A 17,432-nucleotide genomic window follows, 5' to 3' on the forward strand; every position below is an offset into this window, starting at 1 on the left:
TCAGTCCGCCGTCGCGGCGGGCTCCTCGTGTTCGACCTCGGTCCCGAGGAGGTCGAGGAACTGCGCGATCCACTCGGGGTGGTCGGGCCACGCCTGCCCGGTGACGAGGTTGCCGTCGGTCGTCACGCCGTCGACCCACGAGCAGCCGGCGGCCTCGACCTCGGGCTTGACCGCCGGGTACGCCGTCATCTCGTAGCCGTCGAGCACGCCCGCGGCCGCGAGGATCTGCGGGCCGTGACAGATCGACGCGACGGGCTTGTCCGCCTCGAAGAAGTGCCGCACCGCGTCGAGCACCTCGTCGTAGCCGCGGAGGTACTCTGGGGCGCGCCCGCCGGGAACGACCAGGGCGTCGTAGTCGGCCGGGTCGACCTCGTCGAGGCCGTGGGTGAGCTCGAAGTCGTGGCCGCGCTCCTCCAAGTACGTCTGGTCGCCGCGGAAGTCGTGGATCGCGGTCTTGACCGTCTCGCCCGCTTCCCGGTCCGGGCAGACCGCGTGGACCTCGTGGCCGACCGCCTGAAGCGCCTGGAACGGGACCATGATCTCGTAGTCCTCTCCGAAGTCGCCGACGATCATCAGTATGCGCTGTCCTGTCATGCGTGTACCACCGGTCGCCGGTACGTGCTACTGTCGGATAACGATGCTGGCGAGCGGTAACACACCACGCGCTCCGGTTCAGGTCTTCCGCGGGGTCGGCCGCACGGCGGCGTCAGCGCGGTCGGTTCGGCGGCCGGAGGTCCCGTCGGAACTCGTCGAACTGATCGAGGTCCTCGGGGAGTTCGTACTCGATCTCGCGCTCGTCCTGGTTGTCGGGGAGTCGCCCGTCCTCGAGGTCGTCGGCGACCTCCTCCCACCCGGGCTTGACGCGGACGGAGCGCGCGGGCGACCCCACGACGACGTGGTGGTCGGGCACGTCGCCTTGAACCACGGAGCGCGCGCCGACGACGCTGTTCTCGCCGATCCGGCAGCCCGCCCTGACCATCGCGTCGTAGGTGACCCGGGCGTCGTCCCCGACGATCGTGTGGAAGTTCCGGACCTCCGTCTGGTCGACGATGTCGTGGTCGTGGCTGTAGAGGTGGACGCCGTCGGAGATGGAGGCGCGGTCGCCGATCGTCAGCTTCCCGCGGTCGTCGAGGTGGACGTCGTCGTGGATCACGACGTTGTCGCCGACCTCGATGTTGTGGCCGTAGGTGACGGAGATGCCCTTGAAAAAGCGGCAGTCGTCCCCGCACTCGGCGAACAGGTGGTTCCCGAGCATCTGCCGGAAGCGGAGCGCGAACTCGACGTTGTCGGCCATCGGCGTGGCGTCGAACTGCCGCCAGAGCCACTGGAGGTGCTTCGAGCGCCGGAAGCGGTCCTCGTCTTTCTCGGCGTAGTACTCCGACTCCAGGGTCGCGTTACACGGGTCGTATCCCTGGAGGCGGACGCGCTCGGCGCGCGACACCGACTCGCCGTCCTGCCACGCCTCCCACGCCTCCCGGTCGCCGTGGAGGTCGATCAGCACGTCGCGGACGACCTCGCAGGTGTCCTCGTCCGAGGAGAGCCGCTCGTCCACCTCGTCGATGAACCCTCGGACCCCGGCCTCGGCGCCGTCGGGCAGGGACACGTGTCGCTTTGTCATCGGCCCACCTTCGTCGCCGCCCCTCAAATGGATTCGGTTGTGCGACCGCGGCGCCCGATCCGTCAGTACAGCTCGGCGCGGACGAACAGGCCCGCGAGGACGCCGACGAACGCGACGGTGAAGACCGGGGCGATCGCAGCCCTGCCGAACGAGAGCAGCAGGGCGGTGACCGAGACGACGGCGACGACCGCGAGCAGGGCGACGACGGCGTCGAGCCGCCGGCGGAGGGCGTCGTCCATGAGCGTCGGATCGGCGACGGGCGAGTAATATCCACCGGTGCCGGCCGCGGCCCGAGACGGCGGTCCGTCGCTGCCGTGCCGGGGTCGGTTCCACGGCGCCGAGAGCGACCGCGCCCGATAAGTGTCCCGACCGCCAAGCGGCCGGTATGGAACACCGCGAACTCGGTAATTCGGGCGTCGAGGTCTCGGAGATCGGCTTCGGCGCGTGGGTCGTCGGCACCGACTGGTGGGGCGACCGCTCGGACGACCAGGCGGTCGCGATGGTCGAGGAGGCGCTCGACGCGGGCGTCACCTACGTCGACACGGGCGACGTGTACGGCCACGGCGACAGCGAGGCGATCATCGGCGAGGCGATCGACGGCCGCCGCGACGAGGTGACGCTGTCGACGAAGATCGGCTACGACTTCTACGACAACCCGCAGGCCGGCCACGGCGAGCTCCCGAAGGAGCTCAACCGCGAGTACCTCACGGAGGCGTTCGAGGCCTCGCTGGACCGCCTCGACACCGACTACGTCGACGTGCTCCAGCTCCACAACGCCAACGTCGACGAGGTGACGCCCGAGGTGCGCGACCTCCTCCGCGAGTGGAAGGAAGACGGGCGCGTCCGCGCGCTCGGCTGGGCGCTCGGCCCCTCGATCGGCTGGCTCGCCGAGGGCGACGCGGCCGTCGAGTACGAGGAGTTCGACGCGGTCCAGACCGTCTTCAACCTCTTCGAGCAGGAGCCCGGCCGCCACTTCGTCGAGACGGTCCGCGAGAGCGATTCGGACACCTCCGTCATCGCGCGCGTCCCGCACTCCTCCGGCCTGCTCAACGAGCAGGTGACACCCGACACCGTCCTCGAGGACGGCGACCACCGCTCGCACCGGCCGAAGGAGTGGTACGAGACCGGCTGGGAGAAGGTGGAGGCGATCCGCTTCCTCGAAGACCCGGAGGGCGTCGAGGGGACCCGGACGATGGCGCAGGCCGCGATCCGCTGGCTGCTCGCGCACGACGAGGTCGCGTCCGTCACGCCCACCTTCCGCGACGGCAACGACATCGCCGAGTGGAGCGCCGCCGCCGACGTGCCGCCGATCTCCGACGCCGAGTACGAGCGCTTGGAGGAGCTGTACGCCCGTAACTTCGACGTCGACCGCGACGACGGGATGGACGTGCTCCGTACCTCCGTCGACGGCGAGGACATCGAGGCCGCCGGCCTCGACAAGCGCGCCGCCTCGTACTGACCGGGGGCACCCTCGTCCGCCGAGCGATCGACGCCGACTGACCCGCCCTTTTCGCCTCGAAACCGCCGGACTGCGTGCAGTTGACACGGCGCTGAATCACTTTCACCGCACTCCGTCGCTCGGCGCCGCCCCGCGGGGTGTCGACGACCGCTCGGGGGCGGCACGGTCGCGCCGCTGGCGAGGGCGGAAGGTGGCTCGGTGGAAACCCGTCGTCACAGGGGGCTCAGTGGGGGTAACCGACTCGTCATCGCCACCACGGTGCGATCTACTCGCTCGCGGATATAAACTGATCGCGACGGTCTCCGACGACCGGCGGCCGCGGTCGCGGTGACCGCCCGACTGCCGACCGGTCGCCCGGACTGCCTGAGATGCTAGACCGCCCTGACTGCCCGTGCCGCTAGACTGCCGGACTGCCCGAGCCGCTGGACCGCTCGGACTGCCCGGGAGGCTCGACTGCCGGCCGCCGGGGTCGACCCGTCTTAGTCGCCCCCGCTACAGACGAGGACCGGCCGTTCGGTGTCGAGAATGACGCTCTGCGTGACGCTGCCGAACAGGACCTTCCCGGTCGGGGTGCGCTTCCGCCCGGCGACGACGATCTGGTCGGCGTCGTGCTCGTCGGCGACGTTGAGGATCGCTCGGGCCGGGTCGCCGCCGTACCCCTCGGGTGTCACCTCGATCCCGGCGTCCTCGAGCCGCGACCGAGCGACCCGAACCGACTTGACCTGCTCGACGGTGCCGCCCCCCTTGTTCTCGCTGAACGAGTGGACGAGGACCGCCGTCACGTCGTCCGCCTCCAGCGGCATCGACGCGATCGTCTCGGCCTGCGCGGTGGCCCGGTCCTCGTCCGTGTCGATACCCACAACAAACGTGAACATGCGACAGCCGTCGCGGCACTCGCATTTGACTGTTTCGGCGCACCGGATCGATCCGCACGACGCCCGCGAGCGCGGCGGCGACCGGATAACCGCCCGCAGGCGAGTGAATCTATCCCTAATGATTATGTAGTATGTGGCTCTGGGTAGTAGGTAGACACTCATGACAACTGATAACACGGGAAATTCGACGAGGCTATATCGGCGGCGCAACGTCCTGAAAAGCGGTGCCGCCGGAGCGGCGACGCTGGCGCTCGCCGGCTGTATCGGCGGCGGGGACGGCGGAGACGGCAGCGGCGGCGGGGGGAACGGGGGCATGGCCGACTCCGTCACGGTACCCGGGATATACGACGAGAGCGGCGCGACCTCCGACGTGGGCCGGCCGACGGCCATCGGCTCTCGCGACACTATCACCTACATCAACGAGAACGACCTGTTCGACGTGAGCATCGACCACCCGAACAACGACTACGCCTACGAGGTGCCGCAGGCCCAGCAGTACTACCAGCAGTACACCTCGGAGTCGTCGCCGCCGCTGATCATCGGCTGGGGGACCGCAGACACCGAGGCGCTGGCGGGCACCGTCGCGGACGACGAGGTGGTGTACGTCTCCGCGTCGTACTCCGCGAACCTCGTCACCGAGGAGTTCCCGTACAACTTCTTCGGGAACCTCGATTACACCAGTCAGGCCCGCGCGCACCTGCGGTGGATCGCTGACAACGACCCCGAGGCGACGGTCGGGTTCATCTTCTCTAACACGGCGTTCGGGCGCTCGCCCGTCGAGGGCGGCAAGCAGTACGCCGAGGAGCTCGGGCTTGACGTGGCCCCGGACATCAACCTCCCGCTGACCGCCAACTCCGCGACCACGCAGCTCAGGCAGGCCCGCGACCAAGAGATCGACTACCTCATTCACCAGAACACGTCTGCGCCGATGCGGGTGCTATTGGAGGACCGACAGGACATCTACCCCGACCTGACGGTGTGCGGCCTGACCTACACCGTCGACGAGCGCGTGGTCCAGCAGTCGCCCGACATCTTCGAAGGCGTGCGATACGTCAACGCGTTCCGCACGTTTCAGGGCGCGCTCGACAGCGGCGGCCGCGGCGCGGAGATCATCGAGGCGAACTTCGAGCGCGAGGGGCGCAGCATGGACGACCCCGAGATCGCTCAGCTCAATTACGTGCGCGGCGTGATCCACGCCCTGCTCGCGCTGAAGGGCATGCAGAACGCGGCCGAGGCCGGGAACGACGTCACGAGCGGACCGAACGTCAGACAGGGGATGTTCGGCATCGAGGACGACGACATGTTCGGGCTCGCCGAGCCGTTCAGCTACGAGGCGGGCGACCGCCGCCCGACGATGAACGGGCGGCTGTTCGAGGTCACCGACGGCAGCCTGAGCTTCGACACCAGCGTCGAACTGCCCCGCCGCGACTCCTGGATCGGACTATGATGGCGACCGACGAGCAAATGACCGCGGACGCGGCGGACGCGACGGGCGACGGCGACCTCCCGGTCGTCGAACTCGACAACGTCGAGATCGTCTACGACCGGCACTTCCTCGCCGTTCAGGGCGTCTCGATGTCGGCCGACGAGGGCGACATCGTCGCGCTGCTCGGCCCGAACGGCGCGGGCAAGTCGACGATCCTGAAGATGATAAGCGGCATCGGTCGGAGCGAGCGCGGCGAGGTCACCCGCGGAAGGGTGTTATACCGCGGCGAGAACGTGACCAACGACGGCGCCAACGAGATGGTCGGACGCGGTATCACGCACATCCTCGAAGGCAGGCGGGTGTTCGAGGACCTCACCGTTGAAGAGAACCTCCGGTGCGGGCTCTACCGCGAGGGCCGCCGGTTCCGGTTCGACGAGGACGACTACCAGATCGCCTTCGAGTACTTCCCGCAGTTGGAGGACATCATGGACCTCAAGGCGGGCTACGCCAGCGGCGGCCAACAGCAGATGCTCGTCATCGCGCGAGCGCTCATCCACCGGCCGAACCTGCTTCTGTTGGACGAGCCGTCGCTCGGGCTCGCGCCGAAGCTTGTCAGGGACATCTTCGAGACGCTCGTGGAGATCAACAGGCGGGAGGACATCACGATGCTCATCGCTGACCAGAACGCCAAGCGCACGCTCGGGATCGCCGACTACGGCTACGTCATGGAGAACGGGCAGATAGAGCTCCACGATCCGGCCGACGAGCTGGTCCAGCGCGAGGAGATCAAGGAGTTCTACCTCGGCACGTCGGGCGAGGACTCCCGCTACACCGACGTCAGACACTACAAGATCCGCAAGAGGTGGACCTGATGAGCGCCGATCAGGAGGCCGAGACGCCGGCGGCAGCGCTCAGGGGCGGGGCCCACGTCTCCCCTGAGGCTGCCGCGATCGGCTGCCGGAACGTGACCAAGACGTTCGGCTCGATCACCGCCGTTGACGACGTGGACCTCGGCGTCGCCGACGGCGAGTGGGTGTCGATCGTCGGGCCGAACGGGGCCGGGAAGACCACGCTGTTGAATATCCTCAACGGCTTCTACACGCCGGACGCCGGCAGCGAGGTGTTCCTGAACGGCGAGGAGGTCAGCGGCAGGCCGGAACACTACCGCGCGCGCCACGGCATCGGGCGGACGTTCCAGGGATTGGAGCTGTTCGAGAGCGAGGACGTCTTGGAGAACGTGATGACGACCCGGGCCGTCGCCGAGCGCCCGAACGTGCTCTCGGCGATGCTGTACTACGGCAGCGGCCGGAAGACGGAGGCCGAGAACATGCGGTTCGTCGAGGAGATCCTCGACTACCTCGAACTGTGGGAACACCGCCACACGACGGTGTCGACGCTGCCGCTGGGGGTCCAGCGGCGCGTCGACCTCGCCCGCTCGCTCGCGCTCGAACCGGACGTGCTCCTGCTCGACGAGGCGATGAGCGGGCTCACCTTCGACGAGAAGTACGACATGATCCGCTTCCTGACCGACCTCCACGAGGAGGAGGGGCTGACGCTCGTGATGATCGAGCACGACCTCGAAGTCGTCACCGCCGTCTCCGAGCGGATGATCGTCATGCAGAAGGGCGGCGTCATCGCCCGCGGGCCGCCCGAGGAGGTGACGAACGACCCCGAAGTCGCCCGCGTCTACACGGGGGTCGAGTAGATGGCGGCCGACAACGCCGAGAGCGACGGCGTCGCGTCCGGCGGCTCCGCCGAGTCGGGCGCCGCCGCCGACTCGGGGCTCTCCGTCGAGCGCGTCCTGACCGCGCCGGAGGGCGAGTCGGTTCCCATCGTCTCCGACCGGGCGCTCCCCGAGATACTCATCGACCACGCCGCCGAGCACCCGGACGACATCGCCCTGCGCTGGAAGCGGTACGGGGTCTGGCAGGAGTTCACCTGGGAGGAGTACTACGACCGGGTGGAGCGGTTCGCGCTCGGCTTGGAGGAGTACGGGTTCGGCGACGAGGACGTGCTGTTCACCATCGGCTACAACCGCCCGCACCAGCTGTGGGCGTGGATCGCCGCGCAGTCCCTCGGCGGGATGGCGGCCCCGAACTACGAGGACATGCTGCCCGAGGACATCGAGAAGCAGCTCCGCTTGATGGAGCCGGAGATCGTGTACGCGGAAGACCAGGAGATGGTGGACAAGCTCCTCCTCGTCTCGGACGACGTGCCGTCGCTGTCGACCATCATCTACCGGGACGACAAGGGGATGTTCCGGTACGAGAACGGCGAGAAGACCGAGCCGGGCGACCCGGAGATCGTCGCATACGAGGACGTCGAGGAGCGCGGCCGTGAGCGCCGCGAGTCCGGGGCCGTGAGCGACGATTACCTCGCGTCCGAGATCCAGGCCGTGCCCGCGGAGGCGACCGCGATGCTCGCGCCCACCTCCGGGACGACGGGGATGCCGAAACGCGTCCGGCTCTCGCATTTCAACCTCGTAAACCTCGCCAACGCCGCCATCGACATCGACCCGCTGCCGAAGGAGTCGGACTACTTCTCGTACCTCCCGATGGCGTGGGTGGGCGAGCAGATGATCCTGCTCGCGGCCGCGTTCGTCGCCGGCTGGACCGCGAACTTCCCGGAACAGCCCGAGACCGAGGAGGACGACCTCCGGGAGATCGGACCCGAGATCATCTTCTCGTCGCCGAAGCGGTACGAGGCGTGGGTCGCGGACGTCAAGGCGAAGATCGAGAACACCACCCGGCTCAAGCGCTGGGTGTACGAGACGGCGACGAGCATCGGCGAGAAGTACGCCGAGTACGTCATCGGCGACAGGAACGACGAGGAGCCGCCGGCGTGGCTGCGCGGCGCCCACTGGCTGTCGTACTGGGTGGCGTACCGCCCCATACTCGACAAGATCGGGCTGAAGCGCGCGAAGAACGTCTACACCGGCGGCGGCCCGCTCGGGGAGGACCACTTCGAGTACTACCACGCGATGGGCGTCCCGCTCAAACAGATCTGGGGACAGTCCGAGGTGTGCGGCTTCGTGACGATGCACCGCGACGACGACGTCCAGGTCGAGACAGTCGGCGAGGTGTTCCCGAACGTCGAGGTGGGCATCACGCCGGGCGGCGAGCTCCTCGTCCGAGGCCCGGTCGTCACCTCCGGCTACTACGGAATGCCGGAGAAGACGGAGGCCGCGTTCGAGGACGGCTGGCTCCACACCGACGACTTCGGCGCGCTCACCGACGACGACCACGTGCGGATCTTCGACCGGATGGACGACGTGTTAGAGATGAGCGACGGCACCGCCGTCGCGCCGATAAGCGTCGAGACGAAGCTGAAGTTCAACCCCTACGTGAAGGAGGCGATGGTCGTCGGCGACGACCGCGCCGAGCTCACCGCGGTGCTGAACATCCGGTACGACAACGTTGCGGAGTGGGCCGACCAGCGGGACATCCAGTACGCGGGGTACAGCGACCTGACGCGGAAGGAACCGGTCTTAGAGCTGCTCCGCGGGGTCGTCGCCGAGACCAACGAGGACCTCGACAACCCGATCCGGCGGTTCGTCCTCCTCTTCAAGGAGTTCGACGCCGACGACGGGGAGCTCACCCGCACCGGGAAGCTCCGCCGCGAGGTCGTCGTGGACCGGTACAGCGACCTCGTGACCGCCCTGTACGACGGCAGCACCGAGATAGCGATGGAGCTTACGATCACCTACCAAGACGGCAGAGAGTCCGAGGAACGCGGAGTGATGCGCATCGTGGACGTGGACCAACCAGTCCTCGACGAGGACCGCGAACTGGAGGTGAGCTAGATGGTCAACTGGGTCACGTTCATCGACATCTCGCTGAGCGGGCTCGGACTGGGCGCGCTGTACGCGCTCGTGGCGATGGGCTTCTCGCTCATCTACAAGGTGACCGGCGTCCTGAACTTCGCGCAGGGCCAGATCGCGATGGTCGGCGCGTACGGGGTCGTCATCTTCGGCACGGCCACCGTGCTCCCGGCGGCGATTCCCGCGTGGACCGCGGTGCTCGTGACGGTCCTGCTCGGCCTCGTGCTCGGGCTGGTGCTCGAACGCGTCGTGTTCCGCCAGTTCATCGGCGAGCCGGTGCTGTCGGTCATCATCGTGACGCTGGCGCTCGGCAGCATCCTCGAAGGGGTCGTCTTCTTCCTGTACGGGCAGAACGCGCAGGCGTACCCGTCGGCGCTGACATTCGGCGGCCAGCTCAGTCTCCCGCTGGGCACGTCGATACAGGCGGCGTACGCCGTCGCCGTCGCCATCGCGCTCGTCGTCGTCGCCGTGTTGATGCTGTTCTTCCGCGAGACCGTCACCGGGTCGATCCTCCGGGCGTCGGCCAGCGACGAGCAGGCGGCGATGGTGCTCGGCGTCTCTATCGAGCGCACCATCGCGCTCGCGTGGACGCTCTCGATCGCCATCACCGCCATCGGCGGCATCCTGCTTGCGACCTCCAGCGGCGGGGCGGCGGTCTCGATCGAGAACACCGGTATCATCATCTTCGCGGCCGTCGTGTTGGGCGGCCTCGACAGTATCCCCGGGGCGTTCATCGGCTCGATCGTCGTGGGCGTCCTCCAGGAACTGGGGTCGTACTACCTCGTGGGCGGCACGGCGGTGTACGTCCCCTTCACGGACGTTCAGGCCAACTTCGGCGCGGGGTTCGGGGAGATACTCCCCCTCATCCTCCTGCTCGTCGTCATCCTGGTGAAGCCGTACGGCCTGTTCGGCACCGAGCGGATAGAGAGGCTCTGACGATGAACGGACACAGTTCGCGCGCCACGCGGCGCTCCGGCGGCGTACCGACGACTCGACCGGCCGCGGCCGAAGGGGGGTGGTCGCATGCCCTGCGGTGAGTACTTCACCGACTACGAGTCGCGAATGGGCCTCGTCCGGTGGCGGACGCAGAAGATCGCGCTCGCTCTGGGGCTGCCGATCCCCTTCATCGCGCCGTTCCTGCTCGGCGGCGGGACCGTGACGCTGCTGACGCAGGCGTACATCTTCGCCATCGCGGTGTTGGGGCTCAACGTCATCCTCGGCTACGCCGGCGAGATCGTGCTCGCGCAGGGCGCGTTTATGGCCATCGGCGCGTACAGCACGAGCAGACTGCTCGCCGTCGGCGCGGGGCTGTTCCCGGCGCTCGCCGTCGGCGGCCTCATCTCCGCGCTGGTCGCGGTCGGCTTCGGCCTCCCGTCGTTCCGGGTCAAAGGGTTCTACATCGCCATCTCGACGCTGGCGCTCCAGTTCATCGCCGAGGAGTGGTTCTTCGTGAACCCGCAGCTCGCGTTCATCCACGGCGGGACGACCCAGTCGGTGCCCTCGAACGTGGGCCTCGTCGGCCCAGTCGGCGCTCTCGGCACGACCATCGACAAGTACCTGCTCGCGCTGGTGCTGTTGTTGGTGTTCGCGCTGCTGTCGCTGAACCTCTCGCGGACCGGCATCGGAAAGACGTTCCGCGCGATCCACGAGAACGATCTCTCCGCGTCCGTCCTCGGCGTCAACGTGTTCAAGAACAAGCTGCTCGCGTTCGCCATCGGCGGGTTCATGATCGGCGTCGCGGGCGGGCTGTTCGGGTTCCAGATCGGCTTCATCAACGCGGAGTACTTCACCCTCGGGCTCACGCTCGAACACTACGTCATGCTGCTGTTCGGTGGCCTCGGACGCGTGTGGGGCGCGCTGCTGGGCGTCGGCGTCGTCACGCTCGTCCAGGACTACCTCAACGACGGCCTCAACTACCTCGCCGACCTCACGGGCACCAACGCGACCGCCCTGCTGCCGGTGTTCTTCGGCGCGATCATCATCGTCGTGCTCGCCGTCGAGCCGAAGGGGGTGTTGGCCGGGCTAGGCAAGATCAAGGAGTACCTGCGCACGTGGCCGTTCGCGTACTGAGCGCGACGGCCCGCGCGCCGCGCCCGTGACGGAGATTTATGTGCTAGTTTGACGTGTGTTAACGCGATGTACGACGACAGCACACTGGCCGCGGTCGGGGAGCAGTTGGAGCGGGTCGTCGACCGCGACTTCTACGCCGAGAAGTTCGCGGACGCGGGCGTCGACCCGACGGCGGTCGACTCGTGGGCCGACTTCCGGTCGCTCCCGTTCACCACGGCGGGGGAGATCGAGGCCGACTTCGAGGCCGCGCCGCCGAGCGGCTCGCTGTACGACGGCGCGGCGATGGTCACGTTCTCGCCGATGGGCGAGCAGCTGCGGCCGGTGTTCGACACGGCCGACGACCTCGACGCCCAGGCCGCAGCCAACGCGGACGTGCTCGAACGCGCGGGCGTCGAGCCCGGCGACCGCGTCGTCAACACGTTCGGCTACGAGCTGTTCGGCACCGGGTACGTGCTCCATCGGGCGCTCGAACGCCTCGGCGCGGAGGTGTTCCCGCTCGGCCCCGGCGACTCCGAGCAGGCCGCCGCCACCATCGAGGCGTACGACGTGGACGCCGTCGTGGGCAACCCGAGCTTCGCGCTGAAGATCGGCGCGGAGGGCGGTTCGGTCGACACGTTCGTCGGTGCGGGCGAGCCGTTCACGTCGATCCCCGGCCGCCGCGAGGCGGTCAAGGACGCGCTCGGCGCCTCGACCGCAGTGGACTACTTCGGCACGCGACACATCATGCCCGTCGCGGCCGAGACCGCGGCCGAGGACGGCCTCCGCGTCGTCGACGATTACGCGGTGGTAGAGGTCGTCGACCCGGACACCGGCGAGGCGGTCGCCGACGGCGAGCGCGGGGAAATCGTCGTGACGCACCTCCGGAAGGAGGGGGTCCCCCTCGTGCGCTACCGGACCGGCGACCTCGCCGAACTCGCGGTCCGGGACGGGACCGTCGTGCTGCCCGACGGCGTCATCGGCCGCACGGACGAGCGGCTGAAGGTCAAGGGCGTGAAGGTGTATCCGGAGAGCGTCGAGACGGTGATCGCCGGTTTCGAGGGGCTGACCGGCGAGTACCGCGTCGAGGTGTCGCAGCCCGAGACCACCGACCGCCTCGTCGTGATCTGCGAGGGCGAGGCCGACGCCGACGAACTGCGCGCCGCGCTCGCCGACCGCCTCATCGTGACCCCGGACGCCGTCGAACTGGTCGCCGACCTCGACGAGCCCGGCGTCGTCGACGAGCGGTACTGAGCGCCCGGCGAGCGGCGCGGGCGCTCGTCGCCGTCGAGGAGGCGGCTTCGCCGCTCAGTCGCCGTCGAGGAAGCGACGCGCGGTCCGGGAGAAGATGTCGCGCTGGACCTCGACCGGCAGGTCCCGCGAGAGCAGGTGCTCCCGCTCTCGGGCGTACGGATACGGGATGTTCGGGTAGTCCGAGCCGTACATGATCGACGCCGAGAGCTCGATCAGCGTCTCGTCGGCGACCGTCGCCGGGTCGAAGTCCATGTACGTCTCGGCCACGCTCGACATGGCGAAGGTGGTGTCGAGGAACACGCTGTCGTGGTCGCGGGCGAGGTCGACGAACGCCTCGACCTCGTAGGTCCCCATGTGCGCGGCGCACACCCGCACGTCGGGGTAGGAGGCGAGGAACGACTCGAAGCGCTCGACGCCGACGTGGGGGCTGTCCTCGAACATCGGCGCCGTCCCGGCGTGGAGCAGGACAGGCGCGTCGCGGGCGGCGACGGCCTCGTAGACCGGATCGAGCCGCGGGTCGTCGGCCGCGAACCCCTGGACCGGAAGCTGGAGCTTCAGCCCGCGCGCCCCCGCGTCGAAGGCGTCGGCGACGACGGTTCCCGGGTCGTCGTCCGCGGCGTGGACGGTGGCGAACGGGACCGCCATCTCGGAGTCCGCGGCGGCCTCGATCACCCACTCGTTGAGGTCGGCCGCCGTCCCCGGGCGCGCGGCGTACGGGAGCGCGGCGTACCGCTCGACGCCGGCGGCGCTCAGCGCCGCCTCCATCCGGTCGCGGTCGGTCGGGTGGTCGAACGCCCAGCCGGCGGCCTCGCCCAGCGCCTCCCGGATGGCGGCCATCAGCCGGTCTGGCATCAGGTGGACGTGCGCGTCCACGACGTCGCCGACGGGGAACTCAGTCATCAGTGAGCTTGTAGACGCCCGTCCCGGTCGCGCAGACGGCGCCCCCGGACTCGACTTCGACGCTCGCCACGCCGATGTCGGCGCCGCGCCGGTCCACCGTGGCCGTCGCGTACAGCGGCTCCCGGCCGGCGGCCTCGAGGTAGTTCACGCGGAGGTCGATGGTGGGCGTGAACGCCTCGCGCCCGCCGACGAAGACGGCGGCGCCCGCGAGGTCCACGAGCGCGCTCACGACGCCCCCGTGGACCGCGCCGAGCTCGGGGTTGCCCACGAGCCCGGGGTCGAACGCCAGCTTGACGCTGGCGCGCTCCGGGGTCACGGCGAGCACCTCCAGGTCGTGCCGCCGGTGGAAGGGGACCTCGCCGTACAGCCGCTCCACGACCGCCGTCCGGTCGGCGCCTTCCGAACCCGGCGCCTGCCGGCCGTCGCTGTCGCCGGCTCCCGGACCGGCGTCGCTCGGGTCGGGCATGCGTGTGCCGACGCACGGCACGCCCCCGCATAAATCAACCGCCCAAGTCGGTGAGACCGCTCGCGACGCGGGAGAGAAGCGAGGCGACGGGTGGTCCGAGGGAACGGCCTTGTGGTCGCGCCGCGCGCCTGACGGTACGAACGAAAACGCGATGCGACGGTTCCCCGTGCCCGACTACGAGGACCTCCCCGAGGACCTCTGCGACCGCATCGACGAGGAGACGGAGGACGCCGGGTTCACGCCGAACGTGTTCTCGGCGTTCGCGTACACGCCCAGCCACTTCCGGGCGTTCTTCGCGTACCACGACGCGCTCGTGTCCGACACGTCACTGGCTCGGGAGGGGGTCGAGACGGTAGTCGTCGCGGTGTCGGGCGCGAACGACTGCCTCTACTGCGTGGTCGGTCACGGCGCGCTCCGTCGGATCTACGCCGGCGCGCCGAAGATCGCCGACCAGCTCGCCACGGACCACCGACAGGCCGACGTCTCCAACCACCACATGGCGATGCTCGACTTCGCCGTCACACTCACGAACTCCCCCGGGACCGTGGCCGCCGAAGATATCCAGCGACTCCGCGACGCCGGTTCCTCCGCGGAGGAAGTGTGGGACATCGCCTCCGTGGCGGCCTTCTTCAACCTCTCGAACCGCATGGCGACCGTCGCGGACATGCGTCCGAACGACGAGTTCTACGCGATGGGCCGCGGCGACTGACCGCCCCCGCGCCGGCGCCTTCGACACCGACGAGGAGGGATCGCGACGGGTCCGGAACCCGTTTGAACCTCGGCGGCCTCACTGCGGTCATGCGCGAAGTGACGTTCCGGATCCGCCACGCGGGGGAACCGGAGTGCGAGGTGAGCGCGCGCCACCCGGAGGTGCGGTACCGGTCCGTCTCCTCGATGACGGGCAGCGGCCCCGAGCGCAAGCGGATCGCCGAACTCACCGGACCGCCGGCGGAGATCGAGGCGTTCGTCGAGGAGTTCCGCGAGTTCGACCTGGTCGTCTCCGCGGAGCCGCTGGCGCCGATCGAGGGCACTCACGCCTACGTCGCCCTGACGATCGACGCGGGGGCGGCCGACTGGGAGGGCATCGGCGAGCGGTTCTCGCGGATGGGCATCCACTACCGGACCGGGACGACCATCGCCGGCGGCGTCGAGCGCTGGACGGCGTACCTGGAGGACGACGACGACCTCTCGGCGGTGATGCGCGAACTGGAGCGCGGCGGCAACGAGGTCGAGCTCGCGCGGAACGTGGAGCTGTCGTCGATCGAGCGCTCGCCGCAGCTCCCCGCGTCCGGGCTCCTCGACGGACTCACCGACCGGCAGCGAGAGGTGCTCGCGACCGCCATCGCCGCGGGCTACTACGACCACGGCGGGGGCGTGGGCGTCGAGGAGGTCGCCGCCGAGCTCGGACTCGGCTCGACGACGGTGTGGGAACACCTCTCGCGCGCCGAGTCGTCGGTGATGAACGCGCTGTTCGAGCGGTTCGCGGAGGGCGAGCCGATCGGCGCCGTGCGCGAGACGGACCGGTCGGAATCGCCGTGAGCGGGCTCAGACCAACGCTTTTGTAGCTTCGGGACGGAGCGCCGCGTATGGACGACGGAACCGTCTCCGTGCCGGACGAGCAGTACGAGCGCCTCGCGGCCCTCGCCGCCGCCCGCGGCGTGAGCCCCGAGACGCAGCTGGCCCGGCTCATCGACGACGCGTACGCCGGCCTCGACGGCGACGAGACCCCCGAGACGCTCCCCCTCGGCGTCTGCGACGACTCCGCCGAGGAGTGAATCGCGCGCCGAACCGGCGAGGCGTCCGTGAGCCGCCGCGCCGCACTACACCCCGGGCAACAGGGCACGTGGTGAGATCGATTCATTATCGCGTACCGCGTGGCGATCCCATGACTCCGTCCCAGCGGATCCTCGAACGCGTCGCGGAGCTCGGAGGCGTCCCGCCGTCGGCGATCGACGAGCCGCTGTTCGAGGCGGTCGCCCCCGACGCCCTCGACGTGCTGTTCCGATCGGTGCCGGACGGCCCGACGAGAGACGACGGCGAGATCCGCTTCGCGTACCTCGGCTACGACGTCACCGTCCGCGCCGAGGGCACCGTCACGGTCCGCTCGCCATTCCGGGTCCGGTGAGTCAGGCCGTCCCGTCGCGCTCGCGTTCCGGCGGTTCCGCGGCGCTCACTCCTCGTACGGCCACCGCCCGCCCGTCTTCAGCTCCTCGACGTACCCCTCGTCGATGGCGTCGCGGATCGACTCCCGCGAGCGGTGTTCGGCCGCCACATCGCCGGTCGCGAGCCGGTAGACGGCCGCGGTCACGAGCGTCGCCACCTCGCGGAGGTCGCGGGAGTCGAGCTTGTCGAGGGTGTCGGCGTGGGTGTGGCCCCAGCCGCGCCCGGACTGGTCGCTCGTCGTGGAGGCCATCACCGCCGGGATCCCCTCCTGGACGAACGCCCACTGGTCGCCGTGCGGCGAGATCGTCTCGCCGGTCGTCAGGGGCGCGTCGAACGCCTCGGCGACCGCCTCGAACGTCGAGCGCATCCCCTCGAACCCGTTCGTCCCGACGCGGAGGTCCCGCGAGCTACAGGCGCCGTCGAGGTTGACCACGCAGGCGATGTCCTCCTTCGCGGTCGTCTCCGCGGCGTGGTACGCCCCCCACAGCCCGATCTCCTCGGACCCGAACGTGACGAGCCGCACCCGGGTGTCGAGGTCGCCCTCGACGGTCGCGAGCAGGCGCCCGACCTCCGCGACGAGCGCCGAGCCGGCGCCGTTGTCGTTGGCGCCGTCGCTCACGTCGTGGGCGTCGACGTGGGCGGTGAGGTACACCGCCTCGTCGGTGTCGGGGCCGACCTCCGCGACCGCGTTCACCGAGGTCGTCGGCTCGTTCCGGCAGTCGACGTCGAGCGAGACGGTCGGGCGGTCGCCGCCCTCCTCCGCGGCGAGCCGCGAGAGCCGGTCGCCGACCTCCTTCGAGATGCCGACCGCGGGGACCGGGCCGGGCCGGTTGTGGTAGCCGATCTCGCCGGTGGGCGGGAGCGCGCCCTCGATGTGGTTCCGGAAGACGAACCCGACCGCGCCGCGCTCCGCCGCCGCGACGTACTTCTCCATCCGGTGGATCCACCGGTCGTGGGAGTCCGGCGTCCGCGAGGAGGCCATCGCGACCGCGCCCTCCAGGTCCCCCTCCGCGGCCGCGAACTCCTCGTCGGTGCCGTCGCCCACGTCGACGAGCGGGGCCGACGCCTCGCCGCTCGGCGTGCCGGGCAGCGCGATCACCTCGTGCGAGCCCTCGTGGTGGCGGTCCACGGCGCCCGTCACCGACAGCGACGACTCGCCGCGCCACCAGCCGGGGATCTCGAACTCGTCCAGGCCGGCGTTCCGCAGGCCGGCTTCCTCGAACGCCTCGACGACGCGCTCGGCGCCGCGGCGCTCGCCCGCCGATCCCGCCATGCGGTTCCCGATGTCGGTCAGGTCGGTGAGGAGGTCCCACCCGAAGTCGCTCGTCCGCGCGTCGCCCACGACGCGGTCCGGTAGCTCGGTCATACGGTCCGGTTGGGCCCCGGGCGAAAAGGGGTTGCGGGA

Annotated in this window: 19 protein-coding genes; 12 read left to right on the forward strand and 7 right to left on the reverse strand. The window is 69.6% G+C overall.

All coding sequences use genetic code 11. The annotated features are described in order from the left end of the window. The 3 genes from AMR74_RS03820 to AMR74_RS18985 form a co-directional block, all read right to left on the reverse strand. Nucleotides 1-594: a DJ-1/PfpI family protein gene (locus tag AMR74_RS03820; RefSeq protein WP_053770722.1), complete on the reverse strand. Its 594-nt coding sequence runs from the start codon at nt 592-594 to the stop codon at nt 1-3. Nucleotides 595-706: 112 nt separating this feature from the next. Then, nucleotides 707-1,618 (reverse strand): acyltransferase, encoded by a 912-nt coding sequence (locus tag AMR74_RS03825; protein ID WP_053770723.1) that lies wholly within the window; start codon nt 1,616-1,618, stop codon nt 707-709. A gap of 62 nt (nt 1,619-1,680) precedes the next feature. Then, entirely contained in the window at nt 1,681-1,857 is a 177-nt protein-coding gene (locus AMR74_RS18985) for a hypothetical protein (RefSeq protein WP_158293556.1), read from the reverse strand. Nucleotides 1,858-2,003: 146 nt separating this feature from the next. On the opposite strand from AMR74_RS18985, the gene AMR74_RS03830 reads away from it, so the two are divergent. After that, on the forward strand, nt 2,004-3,077 hold the full coding sequence (locus AMR74_RS03830) for an aldo/keto reductase (protein WP_053770724.1): 1,074 nt from the start codon (nt 2,004-2,006) through the stop codon (nt 3,075-3,077). Between the two features lie 479 nt (nt 3,078-3,556). Here AMR74_RS03830 and AMR74_RS03835 read toward each other — a convergent pair whose 3' ends face one another. After that, nucleotides 3,557-3,952: a universal stress protein gene (locus tag AMR74_RS03835; protein ID WP_053770725.1), complete on the reverse strand. Its 396-nt coding sequence runs from the start codon at nt 3,950-3,952 to the stop codon at nt 3,557-3,559. Between the two features lie 160 nt (nt 3,953-4,112). Between AMR74_RS03835 and AMR74_RS03840 the strand changes: the two genes are divergently transcribed. The 7 genes from AMR74_RS03840 to AMR74_RS03870 all read left to right on the forward strand — a co-directional run bounded on the left by AMR74_RS03840 (nt 4,113) and on the right by AMR74_RS03870 (nt 12,498). Beyond that, nucleotides 4,113-5,399, forward strand: coding sequence for an ABC transporter substrate-binding protein (locus AMR74_RS03840; protein WP_053770726.1), 1,287 nt, complete (start codon nt 4,113-4,115; stop codon nt 5,397-5,399). Further along, on the forward strand, nt 5,396-6,250 hold the full coding sequence (locus AMR74_RS03845; protein WP_240471124.1) for an ABC transporter ATP-binding protein: 855 nt from the start codon (nt 5,396-5,398) through the stop codon (nt 6,248-6,250). The genes AMR74_RS03840 and AMR74_RS03845 overlap by 4 nt, the downstream gene beginning before the upstream one ends. Then, nucleotides 6,250-7,083 carry an ABC transporter ATP-binding protein gene (locus AMR74_RS03850; protein ID WP_137705429.1) on the forward strand — a complete coding sequence of 278 codons (834 nt, stop codon included), beginning with the start codon at nt 6,250-6,252 and terminating at the stop codon, nt 7,081-7,083. Before AMR74_RS03845 ends, AMR74_RS03850 begins: the two co-directional genes overlap by 1 nt. Continuing rightward, a complete protein-coding gene (locus tag AMR74_RS03855) occupies nt 7,084-9,180 on the forward strand; it encodes an AMP-binding protein (protein WP_053770728.1) in 2,097 nt (698 codons plus the stop codon). Next, nucleotides 9,181-10,134 (forward strand): branched-chain amino acid ABC transporter permease, encoded by a 954-nt coding sequence (locus tag AMR74_RS03860; RefSeq protein ID WP_053770729.1) that lies wholly within the window; start codon nt 9,181-9,183, stop codon nt 10,132-10,134. A gap of 87 nt (nt 10,135-10,221) precedes the next feature. Next, entirely contained in the window at nt 10,222-11,268 is a 1,047-nt protein-coding gene (locus AMR74_RS03865) for a branched-chain amino acid ABC transporter permease (RefSeq protein WP_053770730.1), read from the forward strand. A gap of 66 nt (nt 11,269-11,334) precedes the next feature. Further along, nucleotides 11,335-12,498, forward strand: coding sequence for a phenylacetate--CoA ligase family protein (locus tag AMR74_RS03870; protein WP_053770731.1), 1,164 nt, complete (start codon nt 11,335-11,337; stop codon nt 12,496-12,498). Nucleotides 12,499-12,552: 54 nt separating this feature from the next. Here the strand turns inward: AMR74_RS03870 and AMR74_RS03875 are convergent, their stop codons facing one another. Both AMR74_RS03875 and AMR74_RS03880 read right to left on the reverse strand, forming a co-directional pair. After that, nucleotides 12,553-13,398, reverse strand: coding sequence for an amidohydrolase family protein (locus AMR74_RS03875; RefSeq protein ID WP_053770732.1), 846 nt, complete (start codon nt 13,396-13,398; stop codon nt 12,553-12,555). After that, a complete protein-coding gene (locus AMR74_RS03880) occupies nt 13,391-13,864 on the reverse strand; it encodes a PaaI family thioesterase (RefSeq protein WP_053770733.1) in 474 nt (157 codons plus the stop codon). Before AMR74_RS03880 ends, AMR74_RS03875 begins: the two co-directional genes overlap by 8 nt. A 151-nt stretch (nt 13,865-14,015) precedes the next feature. On the opposite strand from AMR74_RS03880, the gene AMR74_RS03885 reads away from it, so the two are divergent. The 4 genes from AMR74_RS03885 to AMR74_RS03900 all read left to right on the forward strand — a co-directional run bounded on the left by AMR74_RS03885 (nt 14,016) and on the right by AMR74_RS03900 (nt 15,989). After that, nucleotides 14,016-14,573, forward strand: a complete 558-nt coding sequence (locus AMR74_RS03885; protein ID WP_053770734.1) for a peroxidase-related enzyme — start codon at nt 14,016-14,018, stop codon at nt 14,571-14,573. A gap of 89 nt (nt 14,574-14,662) precedes the next feature. Further along, nucleotides 14,663-15,403, forward strand: coding sequence for a helix-turn-helix domain-containing protein (locus AMR74_RS03890; protein WP_053770735.1), 741 nt, complete (start codon nt 14,663-14,665; stop codon nt 15,401-15,403). 47 nt (nt 15,404-15,450) lie between these two features. Continuing rightward, nucleotides 15,451-15,639, forward strand: coding sequence for a hypothetical protein (locus tag AMR74_RS03895; protein ID WP_053770736.1), 189 nt, complete (start codon nt 15,451-15,453; stop codon nt 15,637-15,639). 110 nt (nt 15,640-15,749) lie between these two features. After that, nucleotides 15,750-15,989, forward strand: coding sequence for a HalOD1 output domain-containing protein (locus AMR74_RS03900; RefSeq protein ID WP_053770737.1), 240 nt, complete (start codon nt 15,750-15,752; stop codon nt 15,987-15,989). Nucleotides 15,990-16,034: 45 nt separating this feature from the next. On the opposite strand, the gene AMR74_RS03905 is transcribed toward AMR74_RS03900, so the two are convergent. Continuing rightward, nucleotides 16,035-17,393, reverse strand: a complete 1,359-nt coding sequence (locus tag AMR74_RS03905; RefSeq protein WP_053770738.1) for a M28 family peptidase — start codon at nt 17,391-17,393, stop codon at nt 16,035-16,037. Nucleotides 17,394-17,432: the final 39 nt, after the last annotated feature.

It is taken from the genome of Halorubrum tropicale (assembly GCF_001280455.1).
GTDB lineage: Archaea > Halobacteriota > Halobacteria > Halobacteriales > Haloferacaceae > Halorubrum > Halorubrum tropicale.